The organism is Vibrio sp. 99K-1, from assembly GCF_013114585.1.
Taxonomy (GTDB): domain Bacteria; phylum Pseudomonadota; class Gammaproteobacteria; order Enterobacterales; family Vibrionaceae; genus Vibrio; species Vibrio chagasii_B.
Genome location: NZ_VTXF01000003.1, coordinates 192,943 through 211,000, shown reverse-complemented (window position 1 = coordinate 211,000; position 18,058 = coordinate 192,943). Strand labels below are relative to the sequence as shown.

Here is an 18,058-nt window from a genome sequence, read left to right as displayed (position 1 = left end):
TTGAACTCATTCCTAAACTCCTAATTTCCAACCAAGAGTACGCATCACATCAGAGAATACGCCTGCTGCTGTTACTTCAGTACCAGCGCCGTAGCCACGAAGTACTAGCGGGATTGGTTGGTAGTAACGGCTGTAGAATGCTAGAGCGTTCTCGCCATCTTTAATCTTGAACATTGGGTCGTCGCCATCAACAGCTGCGATACGAACCTTACATTTACCATCGGCGATCTCACCAACATAACGAAGTACTTTGCCTTCTTCTGCTGCGATAGCTGATTGCTCTTGGAAGTAAGCGTCCGCTTCAGGCAAGCGAGCCATGAACTCTTCAACCGTACCTGAATCATCAAAACCTGGTGGTAGAGCTTGGTCAACTTCAACGTCTTCAAGCTCAAGCGCCATGCCTGCTTCACGAGCAAGAATAAGTAGCTTACGCGCCACATCCATACCAGATAGATCATCACGTGGGTCAGGTTCTGTGAAGCCGTTGTCTTTCGCAATGTTGGTTGCTTGGCTTAACGTCATACCTTCATCAAGCTTACCGAAGATGTAAGAAAGAGAACCAGACAGAATGCCGTTGAATTTCTCAAGCTCATCACCTGCAGAGATTAGGTTCTGTAGGTTTTCGATTACAGGTAGACCTGCACCAACCGTTGTCTCGTACATCAGTTTACGACGTGAGTTACGTGCGACTTCACGCAGCTGATGGTAGTAAGCCATACTAGCTGTATTTGCTTTCTTGTTTGGTGTTACTACGTGGAAACCTGCTGCTAGGAAATCAGCATACTGCGCCGCAATATCTTCGCTAGACGTACAGTCAACCAATACAGGGTTGATGATATGGTTACGTTGAACAAGAGCGGCTAAGCGAGCGAGGCTGAACTCTTCTGTCGCACTCGACATGCGATCACGCCACTGTTCTAGTGGTAAGCCTTCACTGTCTAGCAATAAACCTTTGCTGTTGGCTAAACCACATACGCGAATCACGATGCCCTTTTCAGCCAGTTTGCCTTGCTGACGTTGGATCTGGTCAACAAGTTCGCCACCAACACCGCCAACACCAACAACGAATACGTCAAGGAAGTGCTTAGAGTTAAATAGGTTCTCGTGACACGCTTTGATTGCTTCTGAAATTTTATCTTCAGGGATAACCGCAGAGATAGCGCGCTCAGATGAGCCTTGTGCAATCGCAACAATGTTCACGTTCACTTCAGCTAAAGAAGAGAAGAACTGAGAAGCAACACCGCGTGAAGTACGCATGCCGTCGCCCACCAAGGTCACGATAGCAACGTCATCCATGAACTCAACTGGCTCTAGCAGGCCATCTTTAAGCTCAAGTTCAAACGCTTCTGATAGCACTTGCTTAGCTTTTAACTTATCAGCCGACTCGATACAGAAGCTGATGCTGTACTCAGAAGACGATTGAGTAATAAGAACAATAGATACGCCAGCCGAAGACATCGCGCCGAATACGCGGCTCGCCATACCAACCATACCCTTCATACCTGGGCCCGATACGTTAACCATCGTTAGGTCACTTAGTGTCGTGATGCCTTTGATCGCTAGGTTATCTTCGCCAGTGTCTTGACCAATCAAAGTACCAGCACCTTGTGGGTTAAAGCTGTTTTTGATCAGACAAGGAATGTGGAATTGTGCGATAGGAGCAATAGTTTTCGGGTGTAGAACCGAAGCACCAAAGTAAGAAAGCTCCATTGCTTCTTGGTAGCTAAGTGATTTAAGCAGACGAGCATCATCAACTAAGCGCGGGTCACAGTTGTAAACGCCATCGACATCAGTCCAGATTTCACAGCAATCTGCACGTAGACACGCCGCTAGCACAGCTGCTGAGTAGTCAGAGCCATTACGACCAAGCGTGACTAGCTCACCTTTTTCATTACCAGCAGTAAAGCCCGGCATGATGTTAACGTGGCCTTTCGGAAGTGGTGATTGTTGGAAGTTCTGTGTAGAGACATCCACATCGACCATAGCTTCAAGGTGATCGCCTTTAGCATATAGGTATTGAACAGGGTCAATCAGGCTTGCTGGTTGGCCTTTCGCTTCCAACACTGCTTTCATTAACTGGATAGAGATTCGCTCACCTTTACTGATGATGCGAGCGTTGACGTGGTTTGGGCACATACCAAGTAGGTTGATGCCATTCACGAACTGCTTTAGCTGAGCAAGAGAAGTATCCACCTGCTCTTGGAACGCAGAACCATCAATTGAAGGTACGACCGCTTTGATCTCTGCAAATAGTGCATTAAATGAAGATTCGATCTCTGTAATCTGTGCGTCAGCTTCACCATTTTTTAGTGCAGCTTCAATAACAGCGACCAACTTATTGGTTGTTTTTCCTGGAGCCGATAGTACAACGGCTAGCTCTTCTTGCTGGGCATTATTAGCGATGATATCAGCCGCTCGTAAAAAACGATCTGCATCAGCTAATGATGAACCTCCAAACTTTAAAACGCGCATCCCTTTCTCCATAAGTCATAAAAATGGTACAAAAAAAGGCCTGTATCTTGTTGGATACAGGCCTTTTTTTTAAAATCCGTTACTTAGCAGCCTGCCCCAACAATGTTAATGTCGGTAATAATAATGGTTGTGGTCATTACTAGGTGGCTTACGTGCTGCATATCAAATTCTCTGCTTGTGCTTTACTCTACGTGTATCAATTTTTACCACTAGACGTCAATGAAAAGTTGCGTTTTTTTTACATTCAGACCGTTTTTCAGAGCAAACCGTCATTTCAGTGATAAAACATCCAGTGCGCACCGACAATTCAGAGGTACGGTTTGATAAACGAACAGATATTAGCAAATCAATTTCATATAAGGTCATAACAAAATGCTATATCGATTGTTCAGCAAGCATACAAGAACTGTGCTTTAATTGAACGATAACGTTCGCAGAACAATAATAAATAACATCAGGAGTGGGAAGTGAAGAGATTACTTATTCTTTTAGCCTTTGCTATGCCTGTTGTATGTTCAGCGAATAGCTTGCCTTTATTGCCGAGTCAAATTGATCGTTCGGCCCACAAGTTCTTTATTTCATCTCAAAACGCATCCAACGAAAGTTTCGATACTTGGAAAGTCGACAGCGGTTACGCGTACAGCTTATTCGATGACGTGGATGTTTACGTCGGTACACGAATCAACAATGCGTCATTGAAACATGAAAGTGGATTCTTGAGCGGTGTCAGTTACCAGTTTTCAGAAAGGGTCTCGTTCAACAGTTCTTTGCACACCTATAAAGATGAAACAGAAGACAGTGACAAATCTGTTGCGGCTGAGGTGTCGAGCCGAGTGCAACTGACCGACAACTTGGATTTGCATGCCACCCTTGATTACGAAGAGTGGCAGCGAGGTGTCGAAGTAGGACTAGGGTTTCGCTTCTAATCCATAAGCTTAATATCGATGGACAAAGTTATGATCCAAACCTCATCTGAAGATCACACACCACTTATGATTCAAGCAGCAACTCAGATGAAATTAGCACGCCATTCCAATCGGCATAAATGTAATCTCCAGGCTGAATCAATTGGTTATGCACCGTCAGTGTCACATTCACTTGGCCTACGCCACGCTTCTCGGTTTTGAATGGTGATGCACCTAGCGCCTGAACACCCAAGTCCATTTGTGACATCATTCCAACATCACGTACAGCACCGTTTACAATCACGCCTTCCCAACCATTCTCTATGGCAAGAATCGCGAGTTGGTCACCAAGCAGTGCTTTTTGACACGAGCCATTTCCGTCAACAACCAATACTTTGCCGCTGCCGTCAGTATCTAAAACTTCGCGAACCTTCGAATTATCGTGATAACAACGAACTGTTACAATTTTTCCCCAGAACGCACCACGTTGGCCGAAGTTCTGTAATGGAAGGTTAAGTAGGGTGACTTTGCTTTCAAACTCATCACACAAGTCGGGTGTTATATCGTGCATATATCCTCCGTGAGTAAGGCGTACCTGAAAATCAGGCGAGCCCCTATGCTTTTATATTGTTATTAAAAATTATTCCTTTGTTTTCATTGTTCTATGCTCAATTTAATACTGAATCAAGGTTGATTGAACATATTTATCTACTAGACTCTAAGGACAGCGTTCAGCTTCCTTGGTTCATAATCAGGTCTTTAGCGGGCGAGATGTGATCACTATCTCGAATAATCATTCTGGTTTTCCTGCTAAATAGTCACCATAACACTGGTTAAGTTGTAGCCATACTATTAAAGTTTGTTGCGATACGGCAATTGATGTAAATCAACAAAGTGAATGGAATTAACATTCTCGCGTTGTTAGCATGCTGTTAACATTATAGAATCCGTTGCAATCACTAAAAGAATGATTGAAAGGCGTACTGGATCTACGTTATTGGGCAATACTTCAAGGAAGGCAGATAGCTGGAAGTAAGTGTTTTTTTGAAAACTTTAAGTTATCATCAAAAATACATTACCTGTATGTTATGTTTTTGCCTAGAATTTATTCTATTAGCACAGTTTCGTCACAAATTTAGGTACCGCCAAATGCAAACCCCGCAGATTCTTATCGTTGAAGATGAGCAAGTAACTCGTAACACTCTAAAGAGTATTTTTGAAGCAGAGGGATATGCTGTTTTTGAGGCTAGCGACGGTGAAGAGATGCACCAAGTGCTATCTGACAACCAAGTTAACCTTGTAATTATGGACATCAACCTTCCAGGTAAGAATGGCCTACTACTTGCGCGTGAACTGCGTGAGCAAGCAAATGTAGCGCTTATGTTCTTAACTGGTCGTGATAATGAAGTTGATAAGATCCTTGGCCTAGAGATCGGCGCTGATGATTACATCACTAAGCCTTTTAACCCTCGTGAACTGACTATTCGTGCACGCAACCTTCTTAACCGTTCAATGAGCACAAGCTCTGTTCAAGAAGAGAAGCGCAGCGTTGAGAAGTACGAGTTCAACGGTTGGGTACTAGATATCAACAGTCGTTCTCTGGTTAGCCCAGATGGCGAAGGCTACAAGCTACCTCGTTCAGAGTTCCGTGCTCTACTTCACTTCTGTGAGAACCCAGGTAAGATCCAAACACGTGCAGACCTTCTTAAGAAGATGACTGGCCGTGAGCTTAAGCCACACGATCGTACTGTAGACGTAACAATCCGTCGTATTCGTAAGCACTTTGAATCTGTTTCTGGTACTCCAGAAATCATCGCAACGATTCACGGTGAAGGCTACCGCTTTTGTGGTGACCTAGAAGACTAATTCGATTCGCGTTTCTAGTCGTTTAGCACATAGTGTTTAAACAGTTGAAGCGCAATCAATAGTTATTAAAAAGGGAGAATGCCAACGCATTCTCCCTTTTTTGTTGTTCTGAGTTGAATAAGGGTTAGTAAACCGTATCAACCTTAACGTCTTTCTCCACCAGCCATTTCACCGTTTCACCGTCTTTCAGTTCAACCGCAACATCAACCGGCTTTTCGCTGTCGATCTCTAGCTGCCATACAAACGCGACTTCCCACTGAGTCTCGCTGTGCGTTCTTAGATCAAGATCGTCAGCAGTTACTAACAAGGTATCTGCGCCTTGCTTAACGGTCACGCTTTCCACCGCCAGTGTTGCTGGTAATTCTGAATCTGACTCTAGGTAGATAGCGCCATGCAGAGTCTTGTCTTGAGTCTCTCCGATCGTTGGCATCTTGTTGTGCCAAAGGTTGCTTTTCATTGTGACTGTCGCTGCAGATACTTCAACTTGGTTGTCCTGCTGCCACTCAACTTGTGGTGCAGCACAGCCCGCTAATGCCACTACGCATGCGGCGAATGCTAATTTTTTCATTATTCTTCTACCTTTGGTTTAACCAACTCTTTAAGACTTCAATGTCATTCTGGTATTCGTTATTAATCTCATCGACCCAATCTGAAATATTTTCCCACCAAGCTGGTAGGTCTGGAGATTGGGCTTTTTGAGCTACTTGCTGGATGCGCTTCAAACCAATTGAACCTGCAGCGCCTTTAATCTTGTGCGCCTCAGAAACGATACTGGCTTGGTCTTTCGCGACCATATTGGAGTTCAATATTTCCATATACTCCGGCATCATATCTTCAAACATCACGATGCTATCTAAAACCGGCTTCGGTCCAACAATGTCAACATAAGACTCTAGCATATCAATATCAAGCAAACTGGTGTCAATCGAAGAAATCATCGGCTTACTCTCCTCTACCTTTTCGGTCGCTCCGGCTTCTTTCACAGCCTCTGATGCATCCTCGATAAGTTCGCTGATCACATCTTGAATCGCTCTCACGGATAGCGGTTTACTGATCGCCTCATCCATACCTTTCTGGAAATACTCTTGCTTGTTACTTAGTACATTCGCAGTCAATGCCACTAACGGCGGTAATTGGGTGTATTTCTCACGGTAGTACTGGGCAATATCGAAGCCTGTCATATCTGGTAGCTGGATATCCAACAATACCAAGTCATAGTCTTCTGGGTTGAAGGCAATTTGCGCCTCTTTACCAGTCATCACCACCGTCACTTCATGACCTAGGCTCTCCAACAGAGAGCGTGCAACCGTGATATTGAGTTCGATATCTTCAACCATGAAGATCTTAAGGTTCGACTGTTTTCGAGGTGTCTTAATCAAGGCTTGAGTGTCATGATTAACAGGCACACGAATCGAAACCGTGAAGGTACTACCAAAGCCCTCTTCACTGGTTACCTCAATGTCACCATCCATCATGTTGATCAACTGTTTAGAGACAGCAAGACCAATACCGGTTCCCACTGCATGCAAGTTATCGGTGCCTGATTTCACCTGATAGTACATCGCGAAGATCTTCTCGAGTTCGCTTTCAGGAATACCAATGCCTGTGTCTTCAACTTCCATAGTGATGTTGGCAAAGTCACCATCAATATCGGCGCTAACAGTCATCACCACGCCACCATCTTTGGTGAACTTCATCGCGTTACTAACTAGATTCCACAGTACCTGTCTTAGACGAGTACCATCAACTTCAACAGCCACAGGAAGATCAGACAATCGTTCTAAGTCGAACCTCAAGCCTTTCTGTTCAGCCATCAGTGCCGAGATACTTTCGATCTCCACAACAAAGTCTTCAAAGTTGATCGGGGTTGGGAATAGCTCAAGCTTGCGACGGTCGAACTTATCCATGTCGATAATATCGTTGAAGATGTTACCCAGTGTTACCGCGCTCACCTTGATAGTTTGCATCTGTTTGCGCTGCTCACTGGTCAGTTGGCTATCAAGCAACATGCGGCTTAAGCCAATAATGCCGTTAAGCGGTGTTCTTAACTCGTGGCTGATAGTAGAAATAAAGGTGGTCTTATCACGGCTAGCTTTCTCAATGGACTCTTGATGCTCTTTACGCTCGGTAATATCACGACCGAAGCCCACCAAACCAAGATGACGACCATCTTTGCTGTAGAAAGGCACTTTACGCAGTTCGAAGTAGCTCTTACGTCCATCTGGGTACTCAAGCCATTGATCGTAGGTGAGAGCCTGGTTGTCAGCAAAAACTTTCTTATCTGTTTCAACAACTTGCTGAGCGATTTCTTTGCTGTAGACATCCCACGGTGTCAAACCCACCAAGTCTTTTTCTGTCTTGCCAGTGAGCTCCTCAACTGCACGGTTACAACCCGAGAACACGCCGTCCTCATTACGGTAGTAAATAAGGTCAGGCGAGGCATCGATAAACGAGCGCAGCAGTGCCGTTCGCTCTGCAAGTTCAAGCTGAGTGCGCTCACGCTGAAATACTTCATTCTCGAGGTCATGCATCGCTTCAGCACGCGCCTCTTCGGCCTTTTCACGCTCTTCAATTTCTTGATTAAGCTTCTCGATATTAAGCTGCAACTTATTATTCAGCTCTTGGTCGCGCTCTCGCATGTCGCCAAGTTTAGAGACTAACTTAGCTAAACGCTGACGAGACTCTTCCAGCTGATCAACAACCACTGACAGAAAGTAAACGGCCCAAGGTGTGATCACTAAACCGAAGAATACTGAGCGGACAATGTCGATGTCATCAACATTACCTTTAAGTGCGAGAGTGATGCCGACTTGCACGACAACAGCGAGGGCAACAAGCGCTAAGGCGAGTAAGATAGAAAAGCGGACAATCCCCAGCTTTACGAGTAGATCCACGTAATACTGGGCGAGATTTTTCATGGGTTTCATTTAGCGCTCCATGCGATAAGACTAGCAACATTCTACCCTGTTTGAAGATAGGAGGTAAGCTAGCTACATCACATGCAGCAAGAGAGCTGGGTTATATTGTTTAAAACAGATAACCCAAGTAAATAAAGGCTAAGTCAGTGATAAATTTATTTAGCGAATCGACGATGGATGCACGCTCGAACGATTTCGACCATCAGACTTCGCTTGATAAAGCGCACTGTCGGCTAACGCTACCGCAGACTCCATCTCATCTTCAGGAGTCGGTACATAAGAGATAACACCAATACTGACGGTAATAAACTCAGAAACGGTTGATTTTTCATGGATCAGCCCCAGCTTTAGCACTTCATCATGAATTCGCTGTGCGACCATCAATGCTCCGTCCGCGGTTGTGTTTGGCAGAATAAAACCAAACTCTTCACCACCATAACGAGCCACACAATCTGACGAACGGTTAAGTACCTTCTTAAACGCCTGAGAGACTTGAATCAGCGCATCATCACCTTGTTGGTGACCGTAGTAGTCGTTGTAGCCTTTAAAGAAGTCGATATCACACAACATAATAGTAAGTGGTAACTTCTCACGTACATGGTAATGCCACAGGGTCGACAGTTGTTCATCAAAGCGGCGTCGGTTAGAAACCTGAGTCAGACTGTCCATAAAGCTGAGACGCTCAAGCTCAAGGTTCGCCTCTTCCAATTTCTGCTCAGCAAGGTAACGCTCGGTGATATCGCGAGCCATGATCAACACACCATTAGTGCTAGACGCTGGATCTCTAAATGGCGACTTCACCACGTCATACCAAGTGTATTCACCATCACTAGAGATCACCTTGTCGATATAACGCAGTGATTTCCCTTGATGAAGCACCTGATGATCGGACTCTGAGATACGCATATACATGCTATTTGGCACCACATCCTGAAGGCGCTTACCGACCAAATCACTGACCTCAGAAATACCAAGCGCTGCCACAAACGGCTTATTACAGGCTTGGTAAACCATGTTTTCATTAAAGATACCGATCGAGTCAGGGCTGGCTTCTAAGATGTTTTGTAAGATGGTGTCACGCTGAGCAAGGGCGACTTCGGTATCTTTACGTTTTTCCATCTCACCACGCAGTTTCTGCTGCATATCGTGCCAGTCGGTTACATCATGGCTAATAGAAAGCGTGCCGATGTTTTCCCCATCCTGAGATAACAACACACTTTGGTAGGTTTCAAGTAGGCAGCTTTTACCATCTTGGTCAGTCGTCCATGAACGTTCACTGACGCGGCCTTTTAAGGCTCCACCCGAAACGCTTAAAGTGCCCTCTTCCGGGCGACCATGCCAAAACTTCTTGAAGGAGCGATTGCTTGCTAGCAATTCACCTTTTTGGTCCTTTACATAAATCAACTCAGACAGGGAGTCCAAAGCGGTACGGGCGACATTCAGTTCACGCAGCTCTTGGGATTGCTCTTCATTCGTGTTTTTGTAAGGTGATGCGTGAATCATCCACGCTTTTTTGTTTCTAAAGTGGATCTTACGCCCCACAAGATTGATCTTGAAGGACTCAAATTCAGACAGTGCCCAAAGCGAGTTCTGAGCAAATGATCGAGAGTTGATGTGATTGGTTAAGTATTGACGGAAACTATTTTCGCTTTCCACGGTAGGAAAACGAAAGTTTACGCCAATCTGGCGGATACCAAGCAACTGCATTGCCTGACGGTTGGAATACAAGATCTCGCCGGTCCGGACATCAACGAAAAATAGAGGGGATGGCGTCGAGAGAAGTAACTTTTCAATATGAGACTGATAACGTGAATAAAGATGCCAGCAGATCAGAGCAATCAGCAACATGAAAACGATATAAACACCGTAGCCATACGCTCTGTCCCACAACCAAGTCATTACCAGTTCCATCTACTCTCAATCTATACCATAAAATCTGTGAGGGAAATGTTACCACTATTTACTGGTTTTATCTGCTGTTACCTACTTTCACCCATTTCTATCAATTCGTTATGTTTAAAACAGGTAATGTGTACTCGAACGCAGAACCTGTTTTAATGCCTTGAGCACCGGTTTTATCTAATGAACGACCTATCTCTGTCATCGCCAACCAACGGTTCTCACACCATAACGGAGATAGTAACGTAGGGCGTCTTGCCGCAGATGAAACACGATGGTAAACCACGTCCGCTGGCGTACGCTGAATGATATCGGTAGCAATGTCGATGTACTCTTCAAGGCTTGGAGCTTCTAGCTTGCCTGCTTTCCATGCCTTGGCCATGGTACTTCCCTCTACGATATGAAGGCCATGAAGTTTGATGCCATCCGTTCCTACCGCTAATACCTTATCTAGTGTTTCCAGGTTATCCGCTTTAGTTTCTTTTGGCAGGCCAACAATCAGGTGAGTACACACCTTGATTCCGAGAGCACGAGCACGTTGGGTGATCGTTTCATACACCGCAAAATCATGACCACGATTAACGCGTTTGAGCGTGCTGTTATTGGCCGTTTGCAAACCGAGTTCCAACCAGATCTCATACCCCTTTTCTACGTATCCAGCCAATAATTCTAAAACAGAATCAGGTACGCAGTCGGGTCTTGTGCCCACGCAAAGACCAACGATATCGGCACCAGGTGCTTTTAGCGCCTCTTCATACATATTCTTGAGCACTTGCACCTCAGCATAAGTGCTGGTGTACGCCTGAAAATAAGCCAGATACTTCTTAGCACGAGCAATTTCACCCGCACGATCTTTTAGTTGTTCTGCAATACTCTGAACCTGAGTTTGTTCATCGGCAAAAGACGCCACATTACAAAAAGTGCAGCCTCCACGGCCAATGGTTCCATCTCGGTTTGGACAACTGAAACCACCATGCAGTGTTAGTTTATGAACCTTTTCGCCATAACGACGTTGAAGATCTTGGCCGATAGTATTGACCAACTCATGTAATTGCATATTTTCAAAGCGCTCAAGTAAATAAGAATGAATATCAGTCTTTTTTTTGAAAAAAAATTACATCCCTGCAAAATTCGACCAATTAGTTTACTCAAGGCTTTTTGCGAGCAACCTATCAAATATCAATAAACATGCAAAAAATCGGCTCTATTTGCCTAATGTTGCACATTTGTTAGACAAAAAATTCAAAATAAAACGAAAAAAATGGTCTACATGGTTCAACTTTCATTGCAATTCGCCTAAACAAAATTGTAGGATACTTACACATATTGGCTATTTTTGAGTATTTACTTACAACAAAAACTTGCTAATAAGTCGGTGATATCTAACTCCCACCTATATAAACCACTAGTTTGTGGCTAAAAATAAACGGATATCACCAAGGATTGTTTTTCTCGCAATACTTTTCCTGCGAGATACGGAAAGGATTCAAACCGCCAACATAGGCAGGTTTAGACTCATAAATATAAAAGGACAAGGCTGACTTTATACAAAGAAGTTGCGCCTAGATTTAACTGGAAGGATGTATCTATGGTAGATCAAGAGCAGAACTCACAGGGTCTGTATACTCCTGAACTGGAGCATGACGCTTGTGGTATCGGTTTTGTTGCGCATCTCAAGAATCGCAAATCTCATGATGTAGTAACTCAAGCACTCGATATGCTTGCACGTATGGAACACCGTGGTGGCCAAGGCTGCGATCCGTGTTCTGGTGATGGTGCAGGTATCCTGCTACAGAAGCCGCACGAATTCTTACTAGAAGAAGCCGTAAAGCTTGGAATTAAACTGCCATCTTTTGAAAAATATGGTGTTGGTGTTGTACTTTTCCCTAAAGATGAACACAAACGTGCACAGTGTCGTGACATTCTAGAACGCAATGCACAACGCCTAGAGTTAGAAGTGATCGGCTACCGTGAACTTCCAACTGACAACTCAATGATTGGTGCTGACCCACTAAGCACTGAACCTCAATTTGAACACGTATTTGTCTCTGGCGGCCCTGGTATTACTCCAGAAGAGCTTGAGCGCAAACTGTACGTTCTACGTAACTACACCGTTCGCGTGTGTCTAGAAAGCGTTTCAAATATCGGTGATGACTTCTACATTAACTCTATGTCTTACAAGACATTGGTGTACAAAGGTCAGCTAACAACAGAACAAGTTCCTCAGTACTTCCTAGATCTGCAAAACCCAACTATGGTGACAGCTCTAGCACTTGTACACTCTCGCTTCTCTACCAATACATTCCCACGTTGGCGTCTAGCTCAGCCTTTCCGTTACATCGCGCACAATGGCGAAATCAATACGGTTCGCGGTAACCTAAACTGGATGAAAGCGCGTGAAGCGATCCTTGAATCGGATCTATTCACACAAGCTGAAATCGACATGCTACTGCCTATCTGTCAGGAAGGTAGCTCGGATTCATCAAACTTCGATATGGCACTGGAACTACTTGTTCTTTCAGGTCGTACTCTGCCACACGCATTGATGATGATGATCCCAGAAGCATGGCAAGAAAACAAAAACATGGACCCAACTCGTCGTGCGTTCTACCAGTACCACGCGAACGTAATGGAACCATGGGATGGCCCAGCTTCGGTATGTTTCACTGATGGTGTTCAAGTAGGTGCAACCCTTGACCGTAACGGTCTGCGCCCTTCTCGCTACACAGTGACTAAAGACGACTTCCTAGTGATGGCGTCTGAATCAGGTGTTGTTGAAATTGCACCAGAAAACGTTGAATACCGTGGTCGTCTACAACCAGGTCGTATCTTCGTTGCTGACTTAGAGCAAGGCCGCATCATTTCTGATGAAGAAGTGAAAGATGGCATCGCGAAATCTCAACCATACGAAAAGTGGGTTGAAGAAAACCTTCTGAGCTTGAAAAAGCTACCAGACGCGAGCAACGAATTTAGCCAACCTTCTCCAGAGAAGCTTCTCCACAAACAACAATCGTTTGGTGTGAGCTCTGAAGAAGTAAACGAAATAATTCTACCTCTTGCGAAGACAGGCTATGAGCCGCTTTCTGCAATGGGTGCTGACTGGCCGCTAGCGATTCTTTCCCATCAATCGCAGCACCTTTCAAACTACTTCAAACAGCTGTTTGCTCAAGTAACTAACCCGCCAATCGACCCGATTCGTGAGCGTATGGTTATGTCTCTGAACACTTACCTAGGTAAAGATCAGAACCTACTCGCTGAAACACCTGAGCACTGTCAAAAGGTAGAGCTTGAGTCTCCAGTACTGTCTAACTCTGAGTTAGAAAAGCTGCGTGCTATCGATAACGAGCACCTTCAAGCGAAGACGTTGGATATCGTATTCCAAGCAAACGGAGACCAAGGTAAGTTAGAGCGTGCTCTGAAACGTATTTGCCAATACGCAGAAGATGCCGTGATTGATGGTTACTCTATCATCCTACTGACTGACCGTGCGGTTAACTCTAACCACGCTGCTATTCCAGCAATGCTGGCTGTTGGCGCTGTGCACCACCACCTAATACGTAAAGGCCTACGTGCTAAGTGTGACATCGTGGTTGAAACGGGTGATGCACGTGAAACACACCACTTCGCAACGCTTCTTGGCTATGGTGCAAACGCAGTTAACCCATACCTAGTAATTGAAACGATTGTTGAACTACAACGTACTAAAAAACTAGACCCGAACGTTCACCCACGTGAGTTCTTCGATAACTACCGTAAAGGTGTTAACGGCGGTCTACTGAAGATTTTCTCTAAGATGGGGATCTCGACACTGCAGTCTTACCACGGTGCACAAATCTTTGAAGCACTTGGTATCAGCAAGTCAGTGGTTGAAAAATACTTCACTGGTACGGTTTCTCGTATCCAAGGTCTAACGATCGATGACATCGCTCGTGAAGTGCTTGTTCGTCACCGTGTTGGTTACCCAGCTCGTGAAATCCCAGCTCAAATCCTTGATGTTGGTGGTGTTTACCAGTGGAAACAACGTGGTGAGAAACACTTATTCAACCCAGAAACGATTTCTCTACTTCAAGAGTCGACGCGTAACAAAGATTACGGTCAGTTCAAGAAGTACGCAAAAGCCGTCGATGACCAAGGCGACAACGCAGCAACGCTACGTAGCCAACTTGATTTCATCAAAAACCCTGCAGGCTCTATTCCTCTAGCGGAAGTAGAACCAATCGAGAATATCCTTAAGCGTTTCGCAACCGGCGCAATGAGCTTTGGTTCTATCTCGCATGAGGCTCACTCAACACTGGCTGTTGCAATGAACCGCATTGGCGCGAAGTCAAACTCAGGTGAAGGTGGTGAAGATCCAGCACGTTTCGAACGCAAAGAAAACGGTGACTGGGAACGTTCAGCAATCAAACAAGTAGCTTCTGGTCGCTTTGGTGTAACGTCTTACTACCTATCGAACGCTGATGAGCTGCAAATCAAGATGGCTCAAGGTGCGAAACCTGGTGAAGGTGGTCAACTACCTGGTGATAAGGTTGATGACTGGATCGGCGCGACGCGTCACTCGACTCCAGGCGTAGGTCTAATCTCACCACCGCCACACCACGATATCTACTCAATCGAAGATTTGGCTCAGCTAATCTACGATCTGAAAAACGCGAACCGTAACGGCCGTGTCAACGTGAAGCTAGTATCAGAAGCTGGTGTAGGTACGATTGCATCAGGTGTAGCAAAAGCGAAAGCTGACGTAGTACTTATCGCAGGTTTCGATGGTGGTACGGGTGCATCTCCGATGTCTTCTATCCGTCACACTGGTCTGCCTTGGGAACTGGGTCTAGCAGAAACGCACCAAACACTACTGAAAAACGGCCTACGTAACCGTATCGTTGTTCAGTCTGATGGTCAGATGAAAACACCACGTGACCTTGCAGTAGCAACGTTACTTGGCGCGGAAGAATGGGGCGTAGCAACAGCAGCATTGGTTGTTGAAGGCTGTATCATGATGCGTAAGTGTCACAAGAATACCTGTCCTGTTGGTATCGCAACACAAAACAAAACTCTGCGTGAGCGTTTCGACGGCCGCGTAGAAGACGTAGTGACTTTCTTCCAATACATGGCTGAAGGTCTGCGTGAAGTTATGGCTGAACTTGGCTTCCGCTCTATCGATGAGATGGTAGGTCAATCGCACAAACTTAAAGTTCGTGACGACATCGGCCACTGGAAGTACAAGAACCTAGATCTAACACCTGTACTGCACATTGAGCAGGCTCGTGAAGAAGATGGTATCTACAACCAGACACAACAAAACCACAACCTAGAAGACGTTCTAGACCGCAAGTTGATTCAAGCGGCAATTCCAGCGCTTGAGAAAGGTGAAGCCGTGAATGCGACCTTCCCTATCATCAACACAGACCGCTCTGCGGGTACCATGCTGTCGAACGAAATCTCGAAGGTTTACAAAGACCAAGGTTTACCACAGCCAATGAACGTTAAGTTCCACGGTAGTGCTGGCCAATCTTTCGGTGCGTTCCTTGCGAAAGGCGTTAAGTTCGAAGTAGAAGGCGACGCGAACGATTACTGGGGTAAAGGCCTGTCTGGCGGTACTTTGGTACTGTACCCAGATGCGAAGTCTTCTATCGTTGCTGAAGATAATATCGTGGTTGGTAACGTATGTTTCTACGGTGCAACCTCAGGTGAATCTTTCATTCGCGGTATGGCTGGTGAACGTTTCTGTGTTCGTAACTCAGGTGCGAAGGTTGTTGTTGAGGGCGTTGGTGACCACGGTTGTGAATACATGACTGGTGGTGTTGCCGTTATCCTTGGCTCAACAGGTCGTAACTTTGCTGCGGGTATGAGTGGCGGTGTCGCTTATGTTTGGGACAAAGCAGGTGACTTCGAAACCAAGCTTAACCCAGAACTTGTAGACCTAGATCCAATTGAACAAGAAGATAAAGATCTTCTACTAGATATGCTAACCAAGCACGTTGAATTCACAGGAAGTGAAGTTGCTCAGTCTTTCCTAGACAACTTTGAAGCAAGTGTTGCATCACTGATTAAAGTTATGCCACGCGACTACAAAGCAGTTCTTGAGAAGCGTAAAGCTGAAGCACAACAGGCACAAACGGAAGAAGTGGAGGCAGTATAATGGGTAAGCCTACTGGATTTTTAGAACACGGTCGCGAGCTTCCAAAGAAGCTCGACCCATCGGTTCGTATCGAAGACAACAAAGAGTTCGTACTTAACGAAGAGTTTGGTGACAAGATCAATACTCAAGCATCCCGTTGTATGGACTGTGGCGTACCTTTCTGTCACAGCGGTTGTCCAATTGGTAACATCATCCCAGAATTCAATGACGCGGTTTACCGTGACAGCTGGGAAGAGGCTTGGAACATCCTAAGCTCTACCAATAACTTCCCTGAGTTTACGGGTCGTGTGTGTCCTTCTCCTTGTGAGAGTGCTTGTGTACTAGGTATTAACCAAGACCCAATCACTATCTGTAATATCGAGAAAACGATTGTAGAAACGGCGTACCGTGAAGGGTACGCAAAACCAAAAACACCTCGCTCTCGCACGGGTAAAACCGTAGCGATTGTTGGCTCTGGACCTGCAGGTCTAGCCGCAGCCGAGCAGCTAAACAGCGCTGGTCACTCAGTGACGGTATTTGAACGTGACGAAAAAGTTGGCGGTCTACTGCGTTTCGGTATCCCAGATTTCAAACTGGGTATGGACGTGATTGATCGTAAGATCAACCTAATGGCTGAAGCAGGCGTAGAGTTTAAAGTTAACCAACACATAGGTGTTGATGTTAACGCTCAGCAACTACGCCAAGAGTTTGATGTGGTATTGCTAACTGGTGGTTCTACGGTTCCACGTGACTTGCCAATCCCAGGTCGTGAGTTGAAAGGCGTTCACTTTGCCATGGAGTTCCTTGGTCAAAACAACCGCCGAGCTAACAACCTAGATCTTAAAACAGAAGAGATTCACGCTAAAGATAAGCACGTTGTGGTTATCGGTGGTGGTGATACTGGCTCTGACTGTGTGGGTACATCAAACCGTCACAAAGCAGCGAGCATTACTCAGGTTGAGATCATGCCGATCCCACCAGAGAAGCGCCCAGCAAACATGCCATGGCCTCAATACCCAATGATCATGAAGACCACGACTTCTCACGAAGAAGGTTGTGAGCGTCACTGGAACATCTTAACCAAAGAGTTCATCGGTAACGATCAAGGTCAGGTGACGGGTCTACGTATCGCAGACATCGTATGGAAAGACGCAGCTCCTGGTGAGCGCCCTACTTTTGATGAAGTAGCAAACTCAGAGCGTGTTATTCCTTGTGACCAAGCATTCCTAGCGATGGGTTTCTTGCACCCAGAGCCAACAGGTGTACTTGCTCAGCTTGATATCAAACTGGATGAGCGCGGTAACGTTGCTTCTGAAGGTTACGCAACCAACCAGAAAGGTGTTTTCGCTGCTGGTGATATGCGTACCGGTCAATCTCTAGTAGTACGTTGTATTAATGAAGGTCGTGAATGTGCGATTGCCATTGATGACTTCTTAATGGGTAACTCAAACTTAGAAGCGAAAGCTGATTCACTCATGCTTTCCGCATAATATTTCTCGGGCTAACGTCAATGACGTTAGCCTAGAGGAAAAGCAACACCCTTCCTAACTTTTATATTTGGCTAGCACTCGATGCTAGCCTTTTTTCTATCTAGCCTTTCCCTCTCACAACTACTCCGCCACTATAAATGTTAAATATCATTAACATTTACCACTCATATCTAACTGATATCAATCGACTATTTTAGATTATTACGTGGTTAATCGCGTTTACGCATGATAATTAACCATGAACTTGACCTTAAACACAATTAGCTATACGTTGTAAAACTGGTGAAAATAAAACCACTGAGTTTTGTTAACACAAGGGATAACGTTGAACTAGCTAAAAGACTATAAGTTCATAAAAAATAACAAGTACATGAATAGTTAGTCATTTACTGT

The 18,058-nt window shown here is 45.2% G+C and carries 10 protein-coding genes and 1 other annotated feature; of the genes, 4 read left to right on the top strand and 6 right to left on the bottom strand.

Annotation, left to right across the window (positions count from 1 at the left end):
* Nucleotides 1-12: 12 nt before the first annotated feature.
* Complete coding sequence (gene thrA / locus F0228_RS03915; RefSeq protein WP_008224342.1) at nt 13-2,472, bottom strand: bifunctional aspartate kinase/homoserine dehydrogenase I; 2,460 nt, start codon at nt 2,470-2,472, stop codon at nt 13-15.
* A 29-nt stretch (nt 2,473-2,501) separates the two neighbouring features.
* Nucleotides 2,502-2,620: a sequence feature (Thr leader region), on the bottom strand.
* Nucleotides 2,621-2,939: 319 nt separating this feature from the next.
* On the opposite strand from thrA, the gene F0228_RS03910 reads away from it, so the two are divergent.
* Complete coding sequence (locus F0228_RS03910; RefSeq protein WP_116870024.1) at nt 2,940-3,398, top strand: ribonuclease regulator; 459 nt, start codon at nt 2,940-2,942, stop codon at nt 3,396-3,398.
* A gap of 64 nt (nt 3,399-3,462) precedes the next feature.
* On the opposite strand, the gene F0228_RS03905 is transcribed toward F0228_RS03910, so the two are convergent.
* Nucleotides 3,463-3,948, bottom strand: coding sequence for a putative 4-hydroxy-4-methyl-2-oxoglutarate aldolase (locus tag F0228_RS03905; protein ID WP_116870023.1), 486 nt, complete (start codon nt 3,946-3,948; stop codon nt 3,463-3,465).
* Nucleotides 3,949-4,526: 578 nt separating this feature from the next.
* Between F0228_RS03905 and arcA the strand changes: the two genes are divergently transcribed.
* Entirely contained in the window at nt 4,527-5,243 is a 717-nt protein-coding gene (arcA, locus tag F0228_RS03900; RefSeq protein WP_004741534.1) for a two-component system response regulator ArcA, read from the top strand.
* Between the two features lie 124 nt (nt 5,244-5,367).
* On the opposite strand, the gene F0228_RS03895 is transcribed toward arcA, so the two are convergent.
* The 4 genes from F0228_RS03895 to F0228_RS03880 all read right to left on the bottom strand — a co-directional run bounded on the left by F0228_RS03895 (nt 5,368) and on the right by F0228_RS03880 (nt 11,117).
* On the bottom strand, nt 5,368-5,811 hold the full coding sequence (locus F0228_RS03895; protein WP_008222882.1) for a hypothetical protein: 444 nt from the start codon (nt 5,809-5,811) through the stop codon (nt 5,368-5,370).
* A 7-nt stretch (nt 5,812-5,818) separates the two neighbouring features.
* A complete protein-coding gene (gene arcB / locus F0228_RS03890) occupies nt 5,819-8,170 on the bottom strand; it encodes an aerobic respiration two-component sensor histidine kinase ArcB (protein WP_116870022.1) in 2,352 nt (783 codons plus the stop codon).
* A 150-nt stretch (nt 8,171-8,320) separates the two neighbouring features.
* Nucleotides 8,321-10,072, bottom strand: coding sequence for a diguanylate cyclase (locus F0228_RS03885; RefSeq protein WP_105058984.1), 1,752 nt, complete (start codon nt 10,070-10,072; stop codon nt 8,321-8,323).
* 91 nt (nt 10,073-10,163) lie between these two features.
* Nucleotides 10,164-11,117, bottom strand: a complete 954-nt coding sequence (locus tag F0228_RS03880; RefSeq protein ID WP_105058985.1) for a TIGR01212 family radical SAM protein — start codon at nt 11,115-11,117, stop codon at nt 10,164-10,166.
* A 531-nt stretch (nt 11,118-11,648) separates the two neighbouring features.
* Here F0228_RS03880 and gltB point away from each other — a divergent pair.
* Nucleotides 11,649-16,196, top strand: coding sequence for a glutamate synthase large subunit (gene gltB, locus F0228_RS03875; protein WP_171730848.1), 4,548 nt, complete (start codon nt 11,649-11,651; stop codon nt 16,194-16,196).
* Nucleotides 16,196-17,665 carry a glutamate synthase subunit beta gene (locus F0228_RS03870; protein ID WP_061033364.1) on the top strand — a complete coding sequence of 490 codons (1,470 nt, stop codon included), beginning with the start codon at nt 16,196-16,198 and terminating at the stop codon, nt 17,663-17,665. Before gltB ends, F0228_RS03870 begins: the two co-directional genes overlap by 1 nt.
* Nucleotides 17,666-18,058: the final 393 nt, after the last annotated feature.